The sequence below is a fragment of the Desulfobacula sp. genome (assembly GCF_030145145.1).
Lineage (GTDB): Bacteria > Desulfobacterota > Desulfobacteria > Desulfobacterales > Desulfobacteraceae > Desulfobacula.
On sequence record NZ_JAQYWD010000025.1, the window covers coordinates 75955 to 95328 of the forward strand.

General features: G+C 42.2%; 16 protein-coding genes. 15 read left to right on the forward strand and 1 reads right to left on the reverse strand.

Annotation, left to right across the window (positions count from 1 at the left end):
• Positions 1 to 269: 269 nt before the first annotated feature.
• From Q1Q15_RS15130 to Q1Q15_RS15150, 5 genes are all read left to right on the forward strand, one after another.
• Entirely contained in the window at positions 270 to 2054 is a 1785-nt protein-coding gene (locus Q1Q15_RS15130; protein WP_300461613.1) for an ExeA family protein, read from the forward strand.
• Position 2055: 1 nt separating this feature from the next.
• Positions 2056 to 2796: a general secretion pathway protein GspB gene (locus Q1Q15_RS15135; RefSeq protein ID WP_300461616.1), complete on the forward strand. Its 741-nt coding sequence runs from the start codon at positions 2056 to 2058 to the stop codon at positions 2794 to 2796.
• 235 nt (positions 2797 to 3031) lie between these two features.
• Positions 3032 to 4882, forward strand: a complete 1851-nt coding sequence (iorA, locus tag Q1Q15_RS15140; RefSeq protein WP_300461619.1) for an indolepyruvate ferredoxin oxidoreductase subunit alpha — start codon at positions 3032 to 3034, stop codon at positions 4880 to 4882.
• A 27-nt stretch (positions 4883 to 4909) separates the two neighbouring features.
• Entirely contained in the window at positions 4910 to 5509 is a 600-nt protein-coding gene (locus tag Q1Q15_RS15145) for an indolepyruvate oxidoreductase subunit beta (RefSeq protein ID WP_300461622.1), read from the forward strand.
• Positions 5510 to 5633: 124 nt separating this feature from the next.
• Positions 5634 to 7583 carry an acetoacetate--CoA ligase gene (locus Q1Q15_RS15150; RefSeq protein WP_300461624.1) on the forward strand — a complete coding sequence of 650 codons (1950 nt, stop codon included), beginning with the start codon at positions 5634 to 5636 and terminating at the stop codon, positions 7581 to 7583.
• Between the two features lie 240 nt (positions 7584 to 7823).
• Here the strand turns inward: Q1Q15_RS15150 and Q1Q15_RS15155 are convergent, their stop codons facing one another.
• Entirely contained in the window at positions 7824 to 8870 is a 1047-nt protein-coding gene (locus Q1Q15_RS15155) for an integron integrase (RefSeq protein ID WP_300461627.1), read from the reverse strand.
• A gap of 551 nt (positions 8871 to 9421) precedes the next feature.
• Between Q1Q15_RS15155 and Q1Q15_RS15160 the strand changes: the two genes are divergently transcribed.
• The 10 genes from Q1Q15_RS15160 (at position 9422) to Q1Q15_RS15205 (ending at position 19314) form a co-directional block, all read left to right on the forward strand.
• Complete coding sequence (locus Q1Q15_RS15160; RefSeq protein ID WP_300461630.1) at positions 9422 to 10261, forward strand: fructose 1,6-bisphosphatase; 840 nt, start codon at positions 9422 to 9424, stop codon at positions 10259 to 10261.
• Between the two features lie 126 nt (positions 10262 to 10387).
• Entirely contained in the window at positions 10388 to 10873 is a 486-nt protein-coding gene (locus Q1Q15_RS15165; RefSeq protein WP_300461633.1) for a nucleoside 2-deoxyribosyltransferase, read from the forward strand.
• On the forward strand, positions 10873 to 11997 hold the full coding sequence (locus tag Q1Q15_RS15170) for an ELM1/GtrOC1 family putative glycosyltransferase (RefSeq protein WP_300461636.1): 1125 nt from the start codon (positions 10873 to 10875) through the stop codon (positions 11995 to 11997). Before Q1Q15_RS15165 ends, Q1Q15_RS15170 begins: the two co-directional genes overlap by 1 nt.
• Positions 11994 to 13256 (forward strand): DegT/DnrJ/EryC1/StrS family aminotransferase, encoded by a 1263-nt coding sequence (locus Q1Q15_RS15175; RefSeq protein ID WP_300461639.1) that lies wholly within the window; start codon positions 11994 to 11996, stop codon positions 13254 to 13256. Before Q1Q15_RS15170 ends, Q1Q15_RS15175 begins: the two co-directional genes overlap by 4 nt.
• On the forward strand, positions 13253 to 14449 hold the full coding sequence (locus Q1Q15_RS15180) for a radical SAM/SPASM domain-containing protein (protein WP_300461641.1): 1197 nt from the start codon (positions 13253 to 13255) through the stop codon (positions 14447 to 14449). The genes Q1Q15_RS15175 and Q1Q15_RS15180 overlap by 4 nt, the downstream gene beginning before the upstream one ends.
• Positions 14446 to 15204, forward strand: a complete 759-nt coding sequence (locus Q1Q15_RS15185) for a hypothetical protein (protein WP_300461642.1) — start codon at positions 14446 to 14448, stop codon at positions 15202 to 15204. The genes Q1Q15_RS15180 and Q1Q15_RS15185 overlap by 4 nt, the downstream gene beginning before the upstream one ends.
• Positions 15183 to 16511 (forward strand): hypothetical protein, encoded by a 1329-nt coding sequence (locus tag Q1Q15_RS15190; RefSeq protein ID WP_300461644.1) that lies wholly within the window; start codon positions 15183 to 15185, stop codon positions 16509 to 16511. The genes Q1Q15_RS15185 and Q1Q15_RS15190 overlap by 22 nt, the downstream gene beginning before the upstream one ends.
• Before the next feature lie 10 nt (positions 16512 to 16521).
• Positions 16522 to 17748, forward strand: coding sequence for a hypothetical protein (locus Q1Q15_RS15195; protein WP_300461647.1), 1227 nt, complete (start codon positions 16522 to 16524; stop codon positions 17746 to 17748).
• On the forward strand, positions 17717 to 18661 hold the full coding sequence (locus Q1Q15_RS15200) for an aminoglycoside phosphotransferase family protein (RefSeq protein ID WP_300461649.1): 945 nt from the start codon (positions 17717 to 17719) through the stop codon (positions 18659 to 18661). Before Q1Q15_RS15195 ends, Q1Q15_RS15200 begins: the two co-directional genes overlap by 32 nt.
• A gap of 353 nt (positions 18662 to 19014) precedes the next feature.
• Positions 19015 to 19314, forward strand: coding sequence for a patatin-like phospholipase family protein (locus Q1Q15_RS15205; RefSeq protein ID WP_300461652.1), 300 nt, complete (start codon positions 19015 to 19017; stop codon positions 19312 to 19314).
• Positions 19315 to 19374 lie beyond the last annotated feature (60 nt).

Here is a 19374-nt window from a genome sequence, read left to right on the forward strand (position 1 = left end):
TAATTGCTCAAAGACCCAACATTAGTCAGCACTTCTCATTATGGCGATAACCAAGCCGGGTCAGGCTTGTGTTATTGTACTTTTGAGCAAAGCCTGAACTATTAAGGACATAAGCCGACAAAAGTGTCAATAACGCAAGCCTGACCCATTGTCCGAAAACTATTGCGTTTTATAATGAGAATTGCTGACAATAGTATTGACGATCCGATGTTTATATGGGATGTCATACCCTGGTGTGTCAACAGGTCTGAACTTATGGAGCAACAAGGATGTATAATGCCTTTTTTGATTTTCGGGAAAAACCGTTCAAGCTGGTTCCCAATCCTGAGTTTCTATTTTTAGGCAAAAGCCATGAAGAGGCCCTGGCCCATCTGACCTATGCCACTTCCCAGGGGGACGGGTTTGTGGAAATCACCGGTGAAGTCGGGACCGGCAAGACCACCTTGTGCCGGGTATTCCTTGAAGCCCTGGACAAAGAAATTGAAGCGGCCTTTATTTTTAATTCAAAGCTGAACGCCGTCCAGCTGCTCAAGGCCATCCACCGTGAGCTGGGGATTGACTGCCCGGCTGACGATCCTGCAGACCTGACCCTGGCACTGAACCGGTTTTTACTGGAAAAAAAAGCCCAGGGCAAATCGGTCATCCTGCTCATTGATGAAGCCCAGAACCTGGGCCGGGAAACCTTAGAGCAACTGCGGCTGCTCTCTAACCTGGAAACCACCCGGAGCAAACTGCTCCAGATTATCCTGGTGGGCCAGCCTGAACTGGGAGAAATCCTTGATTCCTATGAAATGCGCCAGCTCCGTCAGCGAATAAACCTGAGCTGCCATATTATGCCGATGCGCCTGGCGGAAACCCGGAAGTACATTGAGCACAGGATCAATGTGGCATCCCGGAAACCCCGGGCCCTTTTCACACATGCGGCCCAGAAAGACATCTACACCTATTCCCGGGGAATTCCCCGGCTGGTCAATATCGCCTGTGACCGATCCCTTCTGGCGGCGTACAGCCTTAACCTGAAAAAAGTCACCCCTTCCACGGTAAGGATTGCCGTCAGTGAGCTTGCCCCGGGAAAATATCGCCAGGCCGGGCCGATATCTGTCAGGGAAAAAATCTCATGGACCCTGTTCACCCTGTTGTTTACCGTTATCCTCTTCCTGGCGGTTTATAACGGCATTCCTCCGGGATGGATACCGGATATAAAGGCCGGCATCCCCCCTGACACGCTTTCTTCACAACCCATTGTTACCCCGAAAGCCCCCCCGAAACCATTACCATTGGTGGATGTGGCCCAACTGCCGCCAGTGGCGCCGGAACCCGTGCCATTGGAACCGGCGCTCTTTCCCGTCCCCCCTACCGGGGAAACGGCAGACAAACAGATCGTATCCCGCATTCACACCGCTGCCACCCGGGAAGATGTGATATCTCACGTCCTGTCTCTCTGGCGTACGCCATCTGTGGACCGACTCAATCCGCTGATACAACAGATTACCCCTGATCCTGTTTTTTTCATCACTGCTGCGGCACAGCATCACCTTCAACTGCTGCACCTTGAAAGGGCGCCAGACCTGATTGAAAAATACAATCTACCCGCCATCCTTGGGGTCGCTTCAGTGGCGGATACGATCAACGGCTATGTTGCCGTTGTAAAAATCACGGCAGACAATCACTATATCCTGTTTACAGGAAAGGACAATGACCGGGTCAGCATCCCCCCTGACCTTCTGGGGCCCTTTTTAACCGGGGATGTTTATATCCCCTGGAAAGATGATTTCGGATATGCCGACGTCATCTCCGAGACCGCTCCCAAGGCTTCCATCGTTTTGCTCAAACTGTTTCTCCGGCAGATCGGTTTTCTCGATGTTGACACCACCGATGTGTATGATGGACCTGTCAGGGCAGCGGTAAAACAATGCCAGGCCCGATATGGTTTGACAGTGGACGGCCTGGTCGGTCCCTTGACCAAAATCATGCTGTCCAGTGAAGCAAGGCAAAGCAATGTGCCGTATCTGGACAAAAGCCGTTTCAAGAACGATCCGTTAAAGGGCAAATAAAATGAGCACCATTTTAAAGGCCTTAAAACGAGCGGAGCAAGACTGCCCAGACCCGGGCGACACCAACCGGTCTTCAGTAAAATTAAATATCCGGACAACGCTGAATTCAAAACTGCAGCGTCAGAAAAGCAGGTTACCCATAAGGGCCAGACAACTGGTGATCCCCTTGTGCCTGGCCCTTGTGATAACGATGGGCGCCTATGGCCTGTTCTTCAGGGGAAAGGTCTTTCAATCCCACCGCCCTTCCCTGGCACCAGCGAATCCATCCTCTATGACGGCACCTGCTGCCTTAAAGGATCACCCACTGACGGTCCAGCCCCCCCCAACGGTATTGCCTGACCTGCCGGTGCCTGCCCTGCCAGCGCCTGACCTGACAGCGCCGGACACCCGGCACCAAAAAACAATTAAAAAGCCCCCGGAATTGCCCGAAATTAAAAAAAGACCGTCTCCAACAGCCTCACCGCCGTCCCCCCCCCAACCCCGATCCGTGCCAGATGCCCCCCCGGACCATATGGACGCATCCCCTGCCCCGCCGGATATCCTCCCCCTGGCACAGGGCATACTCAAACTCCAGGCACTTTCCTGGGCCGAGACACCCTCAGAACGGGTGGTTGTTATTAACAACAGGGTTCTTGGAGAAGGAGAATCTGTTGAAGAGTATCAGATTCAAAGAATCGAAAAAGACCAAGTGATCCTTCAACAGTCGGGCCAGGTGTATACACTGGGGTTTAAATACCGCTAACCCCATCTGACTTGAAATCCTTCAGGCCAAGGCAGCCAATTTAAAAATAAGGTAAACGCATAAAAAAGACTTACAAAATAAGCTAATAATAGGATATAAGGTTTCGATAGTTATGAAATTTTCGGAATTTTCCTTATAAAATAAAAATTAATGCTTGACAAAAATTTATTGATTTGATTAATTTTAAAAACACAGAACGCGTTATCACTCACCTTTCTTAATATAAGGAGAACAGATGCATAAATTATTGAACGATCAACCCGGTGAAAAAATCATGCTTCTGGGAAATGAAGCCATTGCAAGAGGGGCTATTGAAGGGGGTGTGGCATTTTCAACCACATATCCCGGCACCCCTTCTTCTGAAATTTCCCTGAACCTTTTTCAGATGTCCCAGGAATCAGATCTCTATTTTGAATACAGCACCAACGAGAAAGTGGCCCTGGAAGTGGCTGCAGCAGCAGCCAATTCAGGACTTCGCACCTTTTGCATGATGAAACATGTGGGCTTGAATGTGGCAGCGGATCCCCTGATGACACTGGCCTATGTGGGTGTCACTGCCGGCATGGTGATCCTCACGGCGGATGATCCAGCCATGTTTTCCAGCCAGAATGAGCAGGACAACCGGTATTATGCCAAATTCGGCAACCTGCCCATGCTGGAACCGTCAACGGTAGCCGAAGCCAAAGAAATGGCCAAATATGCCTTTGAACTTTCCGAACGACTGCTCCAGCCGGTACTGTTAAGAACCACCACCCGGATCAATCATTCCAATGCCTATGTCACCTTTGGGGATATCACCCCCAGGAAAACCAAGGGAAAATTCATCCGGGAACCCTCCCGGTGCGTCACGGTTCCGGCCGTTTCCCGGCAACTGCATGTCAAGGTTTTGGAAAAAATGGCAGCCGCTAAAACCATTTCTGAAACATCCGATTTCAACCGGATCCAGGGATCAGGGAAGTTCGGGATCATTGCCAATGGTGTCAGTTACCCCTATGCCCAGGATGCCATCAAAGACCTGGGCATTGAAGACCAGGCAAAACTCTTGAGCGTGGGGTTCTCAAATCCCCTGCCGGAGCAGCAGATCAAGGCGTTTCTTGCGGGCTGTGATAAAGTTTTGGTCATTGAAGAGGGGGAAGCCTTCATGGAAGAAGCGGTCAAAGCCTTTGCCCAGGAAGCAGGGATCATGATCCCCATCAATGGCAAATCCGACACGCTGTTCTCCCGTCTCTATGAATATGATCCTGCCATGGTCCGGGAAAAAATGGCCGCCTATTTTGGGATTGCCTATACCCCGACTGAAAAACTGTCCACCGATAATATCCCGGAACTCCCCATGCGGCCGCCAAACCTGTGTTCCGGTTGTTCCCACAGGGCCACCTTCTATGAGGTACAGCAGGCCGCCAAGGGCATGGATATTATCTGCCCCAATGATATCGGCTGTTATACCCTGGGGTTTATGCCGCCGTTAAGTACGGGGGACTTTGTCATCTGCATGGGGTCTTCGGTGAGCACCTCCTGTGGCTTTTCCAAAGCCACAGACCAGAAAGTGATCTCTTTTATCGGGGATTCCACATTTTTCCATTCCGGCATGACAGGTCTGGTCAATGCCGTATTTAACCACCATAATTTTACCCTGGTCATCCTTGAAAATGACATCACGGCCATGACCGGACACCAGCCCCATCCGGGTGTGGACATGGAACGATTCGGCCTGAAAGGATACGGCCGGGTGAATATCGAACAAGTGGTCAAGGCCCTGGGGGTGGAACATGTGTCCGTCATCAAACCGTTCAAGGTCAAAAAGAGCATTGAAACCATCAAGGAAGCCCTGGCATTCCAGGGGGTTTCCGTTATCATCTCCCAGGAACCGTGTATGTTGTATGCCAAAAGCTTGAAGCTGCTGACAAAAAGAGTGTTCAAGGTAACGGACAAGTGCAAGGATCACAGGGACTGTATCAACACCATTGCCTGCCCGTCTTTCTATATTGAAGACGACAAAGTGAAAATTGATGCGGATACCTGTGCCGGGTGTGCGCTTTGCGCCCAGATATGCCCGGAAAATGCAATCACGCCTTTAAAAAAATAACCGTTAAGAAAAGGATAACAATAAGCCATGGAAACAACTCGATTAATCATCGTCGCTGTGGGAGGCCAGGGCAATCTGCTGGCATCCAAGGTCCTGGGTGAGGCAGCACTGATTTCAGATGTGCCGGTCAGGATGAGTGAAATACATGGAATGGCTCAACGGGGGGGTGTTGTTGAGTCAGCCATCGTTTTTGGAGATGCCACAAGTTCCATCATTTCAGACGGGGAGGCCGATATCCTCCTTGGATTTGAACCCTCTGAAACATTGAGGGCCATAAACCGATGCAGTAAAAAGACCCGGGTTATCACCAATACGGCAACCCTGCCGCCCTTTACGGTCTCCATCGGCAAAGGCGTTTACCCGGCAGTTGAAACCGTCAAAGACCTGCTCAAAGAAAAATGCGCCAGCCTTGTGGCCATTGACGCCATGAAACTGGCCAAAGAGGCGGGAAGCCCCATGAGTGTGAACATTGTTCTTTTAGGTGCCCTGGTGCAATCCGGTGGTCTTGGATTTACAAAGGAAGCCATGTTGGAAGCCATTAAAAGAAGAACAAAAGCCTCTTTTCTGGACATGAATCTCAACGCCTTTGAAATGGGGTATACAGCAGCAAAAGAGTATAACAGCTGATACGAATCGTTTTGGACAGGCAAAAACCGCACCATTGACCTGTCCAAAACCTTCCATTTTATCATGGCAAAACCAAAAACCGCCACCATACTTGCTGTTCGGTATAAATAAGGAGGGAATACGCATGTCAAAACTCTTATGGCAACCATCAGAAGAAAGAATCAAAACCACGAACATGTATCGTTTCATGGGTCTGGTGAATGAAAAATTCAACAAAGACTTTAAAACATACGGCCCCCTGTGGGAATGGTCGGTGGACAAGCTTGAGGATTTCTGGGCCATCACCTGGGATTTTATTGATATCAAGGCCTCCCGATCCTATGACAAAGCCATTGATGATCCCAGTAAAATGCCGGGAGCAAAATTTTTCGTCAACGCCCGATTAAATTTTGCCGAGAACCTGTTACGATTCCAGAATGACGACCTGGCCATCATCTTCCGGGGGGAGGATTCGGTTCGACGGACCCTGACCTATAACCAGTTGTATGATGAGGTGGCAAAAACAGCGGCATCTTTAAAAAAGATGGGCATCCAAAAAGGCGACCGGGTGGTGGGGTTTGTTCCCAATATGCCGGAAAGCATTATTGCCATGCTGGCCGCCACAAGCCTGGGGGCCATCTGGTCTTCCTGCTCACCGGACTTCGGGATCAAGGGGGTGCTGGACAGATTCGGCCAGACCCGGCCCAAAGTATTGTTTACAGCTGACGGTTATTTTTTCAAGGGCAAACCCATGGACAGCATTGAAAGAATCGCCGGCATTGTCAAAGAGATCCCCTCCATTGAAAAAATCATTGTGATTCCCTATGTGTCTGAAGAACCGGATATCAGTTCTTTGCCCAATGCCGTCCCGTTCAAGGACTTTAAAGATCCCACGGCCACCCGGATTGAATTCGAACAGATGGATTTTGATGATCCCCTGTATATCATGTATTCTTCAGGCACCACCGGTCTGCCCAAATGCATGGTACAGAGTGTGGGCGGCGTTCTGCTGCACCAGAAAAAAGAACTGGTACTGCACACGGACCTGAAAGCCGAGGACACCATTTTCTATTTCACCACCTGCGGCTGGATGATGTGGAACTGGCTGACCACCTCTTTGAGTGTGGGCGCAACCCTGGTCCTGTATGACGGCAACCCCTTCCACCCCGGACCCGATGCCTTATGGAAAATGGCCCAGGATGAACGAGTAACCATCTTCGGCACCAGTGCCGGTTATATTGAAGCCTTGAAAGCTGCCGGGGTCAAGCCGGGCAAACAATTTGACCTGTCTGCCCTGAAATCGGTACTGTCCACGGGTTCCCCATTATCCGATGAAAACTTTGAATTTATCTACTCTGAAGTCAAAGCAGATCTCCAGCTGGCCTCCATATCCGGCGGGTCAGACCTCAATGGCTGCTTTGCTCTGGGCAACCCCATCGGCCCGGTTTACACGGGGGAACTCCAGTGCCGGGGCCTTGGCATGAAAGTGTATGCCTATGATGACGCCGGAACCCCTGTGGTGGGCCAACAGGCAGAACTGGTCTGTACAGCCCCCTTCCCTTCCATGCCCATTTTCTTCTGGGGGGATGAAGACGGTTCCAAATACCATTCTGCCTATTTTGATGGGTACCCGGGAATCTGGACCCATGGCGATTTTATCATGGTCACGGAAAACGGGGGCGTCATCATGTTCGGCCGATCCGATACCACCCTCAACCCCGGCGGCGTCAGGATCGGCACAGCGGAAATCTACCGCCGACTGGATGCCATGGACGAACTGGAAGACTCGGTTGTTGTGGGGCAATCCTGGAACAATGATGTCCGGGTCATCCTGTTCGTTAAACTGGCCCAAGGGTTTGCGCTGACAGATGAACTTCAAAACAAGATCCGGGCGGACATCAGGGCTAATGCCTCTCCACGGCATGTGCCGGCGAAAATCATTGAATGCCCGGATGTCCCTTATACCCTTAACATGAAAAAAGTAGAGCTGGCAGTCAAAAAAATGATCGAAGGAAAAGAAGTAAAAAACAAGGATGCGTTAAAGAATCCTGAAGCCCTTGATTTCTTTGGCAGTATTGAAGAACTGAAATCCTAATGTCATAAAAAAACCCCTTGGATGCGTTCCTATGGCATCCAGGGGGGATAATCCCCCAAACAGCCAGCCCATAAGCCATACCCTGTTAAGGTATCATTGAAACGTCCCCATTCAAACGCTAAGAAAAATTTTAAATTTTTAAAAATTAAGGGTTTCCCCAATTGCTTTTTATGAATTTTCCTTATAAGGCTATAGTGTAATTTTTCTCTCACCGCGATCCATGTAATGGAAAGAGCGGAGCTATAACTTAAAATCAAGGGGGCTTTCTGCTTCTTTGATTGTTTTCGATTTTATTGTGTGGGTATAAATCATGGTGGTTCGTATATCACTGTGTCCCAATAGTTCTTGAATGGTTCTAATATCATAATTGGCTTCTAGCAAATGACTGGCATAACTGTGCCGAAAGGTATGGGATGTTGCCCTCTTTGTTAATCTGGCTTTGCCAACGGCCTTTTTTAATGCCCTTTGAAGATGGGTCTCATGTAGATGGTACCGTCTTTTTTCATTTGAATCCTCAGTCAGGGTTATTACCTTTGACGGAAAAAACCATTGCCATATAAATTCTTTTGCTGCATTTTTGTATTTTTTATCAATCCGATCAAACATAAACGCACCATCATAACCATCTGCGATATCAATTTGATTTAAATTATATACTTTTCTCATATGATCTTCTAAATCTGGTTTGATACTTTTCGGAATCGGAACAGTTCGATACTTTTTCCCTTTGCCCAGGATCGTTAATACACCAGCATCAAAATTAAAATCCTTGACCCTTAAATTCAAGCACTCAAATAACCGAAGCCCGCATCCATACATTAATTTTATGGCAAGATCAAACGGGTATTTTAAATGCTCGAATACCCGATAAACTTCATTTTGAGATAATACCACCGGGATATATGGCCGTTTTTTGGCGCGGACAATACCATCTATTTTGCCAAATTCTTTTCCAAGGATATGGCGGTAAAAAAACAATAATGCATTAAACCCCTGATTCTGTGAAGAGGCAGAGATATTAAGCGTAACCGCCTGATAAGTTAAAAACTTTTTTACATCCTCAATATCAAGGAGATCTGGATTTTTATACTTTAAATAGAGTTGAAATTTAACAACCCATGCCCTATAGGATTTTAATGTTTTAGGAGAATAATGGCGCATTTGAATTTCACCAGAAAGAGCCGTCAGCTTGTTGTGCCATTTTTGCTGGCAGGTATTCATATTCTTTTGGGCCTTGGTAAAATCAGGGATTGATTTTTTAATCGGATATTGTTGTTGTGTTTCCATTACTTTGCCCTGCACATAATTATTATGCCCAGGGTTTTGGCTTATCGTGTTTTCTTTTTCAGAATACGAACTGCTAAAAAACAGTTTTATGGCATGACCGGCCTGATTTTGTTGATCCAAATTCTGCCCTTTTGATTTGAGTTTTTCAACAAACAGAGGCAATCTCGCACGGTTATTTTTTTCATATTTATACTTTTGACAAAAATCCAAATAATATCTGAGCCATTTTAAATAAAGATGTGCATCGGATTCAGGGATATGGTTGTTGATCAATACCATTTTGTATTTTTGAATAACTTGAGGCTCAATTTGCAACATTTGTTGTTATCCTTTTGTCGTATAACACCCGAATTTGAGTGTTATAGTGTTAGAAAAAATCATAACACTATCAAAATCCAATTGTCAAAACCTTTTGACAATTAACAAATTGAGTGTTACTCGACAAAAGGGATATCTGTGGTGTTACCCGGAAAAAAAACTGCTTAACACCTTGTTGTACTTCACTTATTTTTTCGGCACCTGTAGTGCCGATATGAGATAGAGGTGGGAATATGGAAACGTTCGAATTTAAACTTGAAGGCCCGATTTTTGAAGAAGGTATTCCAATCCACTTGGTTATTAAAGCTTGGGAGAATTTTCAGGCGATTATTGACAAGACCTACCTCGTTGCAACAGAGTCACATCGGCTTTCACAAAAAGATCGTGAAATATATTATTTACGTGCTAAGGAATTCAAAAGAGGATCGTTTCTTACAAATTTTGAAATATATCTTGGTGGTGTTCAATTAGCCCTTCCGATGGTTGGAGTGTTGGGCCCTCAAAATATTTGGGATTTCACAAAAGAATCATTCAACTTCTTAAAATTAATTTGCGAAAACCAAAAAAAAGAAGAAGGTTCAAAGATAGAAATTATTGATAGCCATAATGTTTCTGTACTAACAGGAGACACACATAATCATTTCCATGGTCCAGTTATACAAATAGCAGAAAAATCCTTACCCAAATATCAAGATTTAGCGCATATGCTTGAAGAAGGAAAAATTGAATCAATCTCGGCAGGTAGTCAAGATAATCCTGAAATGTTTTTGAAATTGGAAGACTACCAATTGTTTGATTTTCCTAAAGTACCTGATGACAAACCACAGGACCTAAGCTGTGAAATTTTTGATTTTAATAAATTTAGAAATATCGGAAAAATGAGAGTATCAACAGGCCAGATTATACCAAAGGGAGATTATAGTTTTTCAATTTCTGGGTCTCAAGATAATGTAAACTATATCTATTCAATGCTGAAGCCTCTTGTAAAGGTGACTTGTTTAATCGAAAGAGTTAAAAGTCCTATAGGGGACGAACAGATTTCTCACATCTATGTATTAGGTCTCAGCTCATAAAAAAGCGTATGCAATGATTTGTAAATTATATTTTCCTCCACAATGAGAAATAATAACCTTAATCGTTTAATTGAAAATTATAAAACTAATTTAACTGAAATATGAAATAGAATGGATTATTGAATTATGTCTCTTCATGAAGGCAAACCTATTATGTTCCTCGGTGGTCCAATAACACATTTGGCCAAGAAAGGATCACCGAATAATCAATATAAAAATATTTTTTTTGAGGTATTCTCAGAATTATCCAAGCATGCACACGTTAAATCTGCGCATATAGAAGAGGACTTTGGAAATATTATTTACACTCCAACTGAGATAGCTCAAAGAGACTTAAATTGGATAGACAAAGCACACATTCTCCTGTTCATTTTCCCTATGTGTTTTGAGACAGGAATGCCACTGCGTACTGATGGTACTTTCATCGAATTAGGCTATGCAGCTACTAAGCTAAAACCAACAGCAGTATTTATGGCCGACACTCATAATCACTCCCTCCTTACACAAGGATTGCTACAACAGAAACCCTGGATTCATAGTAAACAGATAACGTTAGAGGCTATTCTAGAAACAGCGTATAAAATGTTAGACGAGTTAAGTTGGAGAAATTGATGATGGAGATTGTTATTCAAAGCGTTCCTTTTTGCTACGGCCCCACTTCGATTGCGATTGCAGTAGGCAGACTTTTAAAAAAACGATACAATTGCTCAATTACAGCTATAGGTAAAACGCCCTCTTTAGAGTTGCTCAATGCTGAGCATGGTATATTTTTCCAAGTAATCGAAATGGAAAATATTGAAAGCCATCTGGACGTGCTTTCCTCTGCAGATTTAATAATTACAATTTGTGATTTTGATTTTGCTGAGATATGTAAAAACAAATTTTCGAAAACACCACTTGTTTTTATAGACCCACTCTTGTGGATGTGGACAGCAATTCCCAATATTATCGAAAAATGTGAACTCTATTTGGCTTTAGAATTTCCTGGTGTTTCAGAAATTGTATCTCGGTCCTATAGAGAATCTTTATTTATGATTCCACAAATTGCTGAATTTACATGTACACGTGAAAAGGAAAAAGTGAAGCATGAAAAAATTCTTGTAAATTTAGGGGGGATGCTATCCCCACTTGGTGCAAATTTCTTATTAGCCTTAGCAATGTGTGAAGAAATAATTAAAGTCGTCGAAGAAAGCAAAAGTTTAATTTCAGTGGATATCCGGACAAGCAACGATATAGCCAAGAAGCTTCAGAAAAAGTTGCCAAATACATCCTATGTCAATATAGGTAGCCGACCCAATAAAGTATTTCAATCTGAGCTAGCAAACTGTGAAATCCTTTTGAGTGTTCCAGGGATGTCCATCGTTTATGAAAGCCTAATGGCACAGGTTCCATCAGTATTCATTCTGCCCTTAAATTATAGTCAGCACTTACAAATAAAACATTACCGGAAAATATTCCCAAAGCTTTCAGAAATTCGTGGGGACATATTTGATTCATTTTATGAATTATCTGCTGGGATTGAAGAAGCCGACGGAGTCCGATTCGCTAAGGAAATGGGGGAAGCATTTTCAGCGAATGCATCAGATCGTGCTAAATTTCGAAAGTCACTTAAACTTTTATTAGATAACAAGAGCAAAATATCCCCCTTAGAGGCTTATTGTACTGTAGATGTTTCCGGCTCAGCGAAGGTAATGGATATTCTCCAAAATCGAAATCTCATATGGGATCTGAAATGAGTCTTTTGGCTACACATGGTGGTTCGCCTGTTTTTAAAGTTCCTCCGAAGCTTAAATGGCCCATAGTTGATAAAGCGGATGAAGAACTAGTTTTACGTTCATTATATGGTGACAATCATTCTTACGGGATCAATTGCGAATGCTTTGAAAATGAATTTTCCGAATGGAATAAGAACAAATATGCCATAAATACGAATTCAGGAACTGCAGCCTTGCACATGTGTTTAGCCGCAACGGGTTGTGGTTGTGGCGATGAAGTGCTTGTCCCGGCATATTCCTGGTCATCAACAGCTACTGTTGTACTCCACCACAATTGTATCCCTGTCTTTGTTGACATCGAATGGAACTCATGTGGTATAGATCCAATGCTGCTAAATAAAGCGGTGTCAAATAACACAAGAGCTATTATCGTGGCACATCTTCATGGGACCCCAGCTCATATTGAGAAAATCCAACAATTTGCACGAAAATATAACCTGTATCTAATAGAGGACGCTTGCCAATCACACGGGGCACATGTTCATGATATCCGGGTTGGGAATTGGGGTCATTGTGCTGCATTCAGTTTTAACCAAAACAAAACAATTTGCGCGGGTGACGCAGGGATGTTTGTCACGAATGAAAAACAGATGTATGAAACGGCAAAGCGCTTTTGGAGTTTTGGTGAAAAGAGAGACCCAACACAGGATCGAGATAATCATGCATACGCTCTTGGATGGATGTATCGCTCAAATGATCTTACTGCAGCATTTGGTAGAGGCCAGCTCAAGAAAGCTGACAAGTATATCCAATGGCAACGAATCAATGCAAAAATGTTGTCTGATTATTTACACGAGTGTTCATCCATAACGCTTCCGTTTCAGTTACCAGATAATTTCTGCACTTTTAGCGCGTACGTATTACGCCTTAACAAAGATATCATTTCGAATGACATAAAGAGACTTCGCGATCTTTTCGTTACGGCAATAGAAGCAGAGGGACTTGAAGGGCATATCGCTGTATGGCAACGATATATTTTACCTGAAATGACAGTGTTTCGCGCAAAGAATGCCTACGGTAAAGGGTGCCCATGGACTTGCTCACACGCTGCTGAGTTAATAGAGCAAAATAATCATAAGTTTCCTGTTAGCCAAACTCACTGCGACACATCATTTTGTCTAAATACAATTTTGCGATGCCCACCTGATCAATTTTTTATTGAACAGATTGCAGAATGTTTTATAAAAGTTGATCACCATCTTGATGAATTATTATCATGAAAACTTTTGATTTTATATATTCTCCCTATCTTCTAAAACTACCTATACGTTGTATAAGCAAAGATCCAGCTTTACTTTCCGAAATCAAAGACGTAGAAGCTTTGCTACTATTAAATATTGTATGGAATAATGTCTACTTAGTCGATAAAGCTATCGTCGAAAATATAAATAGCAATTGTTCGAATCATTTACGGGGGAGTGATACTTTTAACAACAACAGATTTTTCCGAGAAAGCAATTATTACGGTATAGAAATAGAAATCAATACCAATTGTAATCACAGATGTTGCTTCTGTCCGAATATTTTCAATGAGCAGTCAGCAAGATTTATGTCGATAGATAATTTTGTGCATATCATCTCCGAGGCTGTCTCCTGTGGTATTAAAAATGTGTCATTAAATCACTACTCAGAGCCAACCCTTCATCCGAATCTAATTGAAATGGTAGCCGTTGCTGTTAAAAGTGGGATGAGGGTTACTCTTTTTACGAACGGAAGTGGTCTTTCAAATGAAGTGATTCTCTCTCTCTCGAAATTTTTAGGAGCAATAGATATTGTAGTAAACTTCCCGGAATGTAGTGCGACTACCTATGAGCGAGTTACTCAATCAAATCAGTTTTCAACTGTATTATCAAGAGTTTATGAAGCGACCGCATCTTTACCTGTAAAAATTGTTGTAAACAATCCGAAACAGAGCGTTGTGGAGTCAATTCAAAAATTATTTCCTAATGCACTGGTCCAACAGTGGGAGACGGATGACCGTGCAGGTATTCTTGATATTCCAAACTATTTTAATTCTCAAAGGTATTCAAAAAAGCTATTAAATGGGTGCCCATTGGCAGCGCGTTTTATCAATGTGTCTGTTGATGGAAATGTATTTTTATGTGCCCAAGATTATTTCAAGACCAACGTGTTTGGAAATATTTTTAGCAAAGCTCTCAAGAAAATATTGGAAGGCAAAACAGCCCAACAATATCGAAAGTGGATATTTGGTATTGAATCACCACCTCAAAAGTTCATTTGTCGAAGTTGCAGATGGACTACAAATAAAGTTGGGAAATTCTCAATCGGGCAAGAATTATCAGATTATGATATAGAGGTCTATTCTGAGATAGTGCATCAAAATCCCATTATTAAACTTTCTAAGACAGATGAAGGAATTCAAAAGTCTTTATTCCGTGAGCATCTAACATGACTAAGTTAACAATTACAATTGTATCTCCACATCAAGATGATGCGGCCCTATCACTTGGGAGTTTTATCTTTCACCGCAAGGAAAGCTCCATAAATATAGTTAATTGTTATACCGTGTCTGAATACAGCCCTTTTTATAAAGGCGTTAATAGAGCAGGAGTTATGAAAAAACGCTGCAAAGAAGATGCAGCCTTCAGAAATCATACCCCAAAAAAAAAAATTCGATTTATAAACTTAGATGAGCCTGACGGACCGATTCGTTTAAATGAAAGAAATATGGATGCTCTTCTGGCAGAAAGACCCCTAAATGATTTAGATAGAGTTCACTTATCTTCCTTACGCCAGGGTATGGCTGAACACATTAAGGGATTGCTACTTTTGCCTCTAGGAGTTGGAGGGCATATTGATCATAATTTAGCTTGCTTGGCGGGACTCTCACTGATCAAGGAAAATAGTTCGATAGCATTTTATCTTGATGTTCCTTACTGGTTGCGTACATCAATTAGTAAGATTCAAGAAAGGATTCAATATATTGAGTCACTTGCCGCGATCTCTTTGACTCCATATGTTGATCCCTTCAGGGAAATATGGGATAAAAGGCTCCTATCTCAAATCTATTCTTCGCAGATAACAGCAAGAGAAGTTCTGCAAATAGTAAACGCTCCGTTTATGGGTGAAATAATTGTGGCACCAACAAATTCAATAGCAAAAAAACTTGCACTACAGGCAATAGGATGGACGGACCTAAATCATTAGAGCTCTATTTGGCTATGTTTAACGGGACCCATATTCCGCAAACCACAAATAGGTGTCCACGCCGTCAGCATAGCAGCATACAAAAATATATTGATACTTGGTCTAGCTCCTGGTTCAAGGCCATTAAACATTATAAAGATCAACTTCCTTCAATTAGATCTTCAGTTAGGGTAATTGGTTTAATCCCCGCTCGAAATGAAGAGTATCGGATACAAGACTGTTTAAGCGCAATTGCTTATGACGTGGCATCCTCAAAAATGAAAGAAGCATTTGAGCTAATTATACTTGAAAATGGGTACAATAATGAAGTGGGGCCAACAGCTAAGGCTGTATGTGAGTGGATAAAAAAAAACAAGCCGACATTCCCAATCCACACGCTACAGTGGAGCTGGGTAAATAAAGAAAAGTACCCAATAGCGAAGGCTCGAAAGATTTTAGCAGATTTAGCTATTTTTAGAGTTTATGATAGCTGTCCAAACCATCCAATATTTTTACTTTCTGAAGATGCTGATATAGAACGGATACAGTCAGGCCGAATGCGAATGGCTTTAAAAAAAATGGACAAAGAACTTTCGATTGATGCGATTAGAGGTGTTCAAGAGCGTAGTATTAGAGCCTTAAAGCAGAATCATCTTGTTTTGCTTGAACGCCGTAGCTGGCAGTTCACAGAGTTGTTTTTGTCATCGCACTTTTTTCGACCACCACATATTGAAATCGGAAATTTCTATTGGAATCGTGTAGTTACAGCAGGATCCAATGTTTTTTTCTCAGCAGAAGTTTATAGTTTGATTGGTGGCTACTCTGAAGATGTGTCCGTTTTTGAAGACATGGACATTGGTCAACGGATATCTGTTCTTCGCGGACAATATAAAAATGGACATTTTGATCCTTGTGTGGATACAGTTCGCCGTTTTCCTGGGCGTGAAGAATCTAGTATTGCACGTATTCTTCTGTCCCTTATCCAGAGAACTCATGTATATGAACATGATGGTACTGGTTTTTTTGACGTAGATCATATTATTAAGAAACCCGATTCCATTTCACGACTGCTGGTAGAGCTATCGCCATATACTAAATTATCGGAGGGTAACAGATGGCGTTTTGAAATTCTTTTTACTGAGGCTCTTTCCGAACTTTATAGAATCCTCAACGTAGAATTAGGTAAAAAGATTTTTAGACGTGTAATGTATTACTTAGGTTTCTCCCCGGGCTCTTATGTCGTCTCACCCAAGGGCTCCGTCCAAATAAAGGTAACTAACGATTTTTTGCGGTTAGCAGATCGGTTCGCTCAACAAACAACCATTTAAAGGAGTAGTTATGATAAGTGACGTTTGCATCATTAATACGATTGAAAAAGAGGGCAAAATTCCTTTATTTGATTCTGTTGAATATGATAGTTATGATGAATTCTGGTCGTTTTGGTCGTTAGAGAACCCATACCAAGAAAACAGCAAAAGATTGCGGTATCATTTAGGTCATTCATTAATGGCTAAGAAAATGAAGGATCTTCTTCATAACAACAAAAAAATAAAACCAATAATTTGTGATTTTCAAAAAGGTACGGGCAACTGGGATGCGGTTCAGGAACTTTACTTAGAAAAAACAAAAGATGTTGTAAGCCGTTTTGTTAATGATCCCACAGCCGAAAATATTATAAAAATAGAACCAAGCTGCATATCAGAATATGTTGCAGAAATTAAAACCGAAAAATTAAAAGATACATATAACCGGATTGTTAGCCGAACCCCTGCATTAATGGAGCCGATAAAAAAAGCTTACAGGGAACTCGCTCCAAACTATGAGAACTTCTATTACCTCTATAAATATAGAGACTTGAGTATTCCCGGCCTGCTTTTTGTACCCCAAAAGCTTGCTTCTATATATAAGTCATTCCCTTATGGAGAAAAAGTCATTTCTCCTTATATTTTCTTTGCCTCATTATATGCTTTGCATCAGTCTGCGCATTCCGATACTGATTTTATAGATTCATTTTGGGTAAAAACGGGTTTCCCATTATTGGCTTGTATACAAAAAAATGGAGAAAAAAAGCGAGAAATTTGTATTGTTGAAGGAAAAAGGAGCGCATATATCTGGCTGTTTTTAGACTACCTTCGTTATATGTATGCATTTATGTTTCCTGAAGATAAAGATGATATAGATTGGCCGACCATTGTGTATTTAGACTCACTGCCTGCAATTCATGGAGCTTCGTATATGGAAAGTGGGTTTCCTGCTGAAGCTATTTTTATCGATGCTACAAAAAAAGAAACAAAAAAGAAACTCACAAATATACCAGATCCGATCCGTAGAGAATATTTTGCACGTTGTTTAGAAACTGGTATGAATCCCAGTCGAGAAGGCTGGGAGGATGCGTTTATAGGTCATTGGATGCAACAAAACGCAATGATTTGTCCTCGTCCACCGAAAAAATCTTTCTCAAAGCGATTGTTGCCTTACTTAAAGATTTGGATTAGGACAAGCAAGCCAGGTAAGGCAGCATTGGAAACTATTGATGAGTATTCAAAAAATGATCCCTCTAAGTAAGAATTTATGGGATGCGGTGTCAAATGTTACTGTGGACGATGTCAAAGAGACTCTTGAGGCAAACGGCGTCCCAGTTAAGCAACTTCGCATATTTAATTCAGGTTGGGACAGTTTTGTCTATTTATTGAATGAAACTCAAATAGTCCAAATTGCTAAGCGAAAGAATGTTGCAGTAAGAATCCGTGAGGAGATAAAGTTCCTAAAATTGTTACAAGGACGATTTGGCGTTGATGTTCCTATGTATAATTTAGTAATGGAATGTAATCTAGCAGGCGGACTTCTGGTTAGTTACACTTTCATTAAAGGTAACGCTATATCAGTTCACGATTCAACTTCTTTGAAAGCAATTATTGAGGTTGTTAAATTCTGTAGCGAATTCCATAAAATCAGCAAAAAAAATGATATTAACCTTAGTAACTCTGTTGACTTAAAGGTATTTCACCAAGAAGCAATCGAAGCTCAAAAAGTAATTAGTGATCATTTATCATCAGCTGAGAATTATTTATTAGACAGAGTGATGAATATTAATATTAAAACATCAGAACCAGTAAAAGTATGCATACACAACGATTTACGCCCTGCTCATATATTACAGAATGACTCTCAGATAGGCGTAATAGATTGGAAAGATCTTGCATGGGCCATGCCTTGGTTAGACTTTTTATGGTTATGGATTTACTGGGGTGATTCTATTTATCCAATTCTTTCCAGCTGCTATCAAGATTGGAATAGTTCCTGGGAAAAAAATATTGCTGTTGTTGGTCTCTGGAAATGTGCTCTTGAATATTGTTATGGATTACAGACAAATGATACAGAAAAAATTCGTATAGCCAAGTTCGCGTTAAACCACGTGTTAACGGAACCTGGGCATCCTATCTACAGGCAATTTTATAGTGGGAACGCCTGCCTTTGAAAATTTTTCAACAAAAAAATGAACCGGATTTCACCGGTTATTTATAGTGTTCAATGCGCCTGCGGCGCATTGAATGCCGAGTTGAGTTGAGTTTCTCGCCCGCCGCAGGCACATAGAACAACGAGTTCGAGCGGACATCCTTATCAGTCGCAGCTCAACTCGGCATTATGTTTTCGAATAATGTAAAAATTGAAACTTATTGGCAGTAAAATGGAAAAAAGATTTCAGGGAGGAACTTATTGAATAGTGATGGGCTTTAATTTTCCCAATCAATTATATCTGAACTGCAACTATAGTGTGTTTAGGGTATTTCCCGTATAACACAAAGTTTAAAATACTCAGAGGGCAAACAAATGAGTGAAAAACCTTTTAATATCTTAAGCCTGAATGGTGGAGGAGTCAGAGGTATCTTTCAGGCAATGTTTTTAAAACACCTTCAAAAAGAGTTGAATGCTCCTTTATATGAAACATTCGATTTGATAGCAGGGACATCCACAGGCTCTATTATTGCGTCAGCGGTAGCATTAGATATTGATATAAGCAGAATAATAGATTTATATCGAAATAAAGCAGAAACAATATTTAAATCTAAATTTTGTTCATCTATTAGGAGGGGTGTTGATCGCCGCGTAGTTCTGGCATCAATTTCCTGATTGTTTTGATCAGATATAGAGATTTCCACTATACTTTTAACAAGTCGTACAAACCCGACT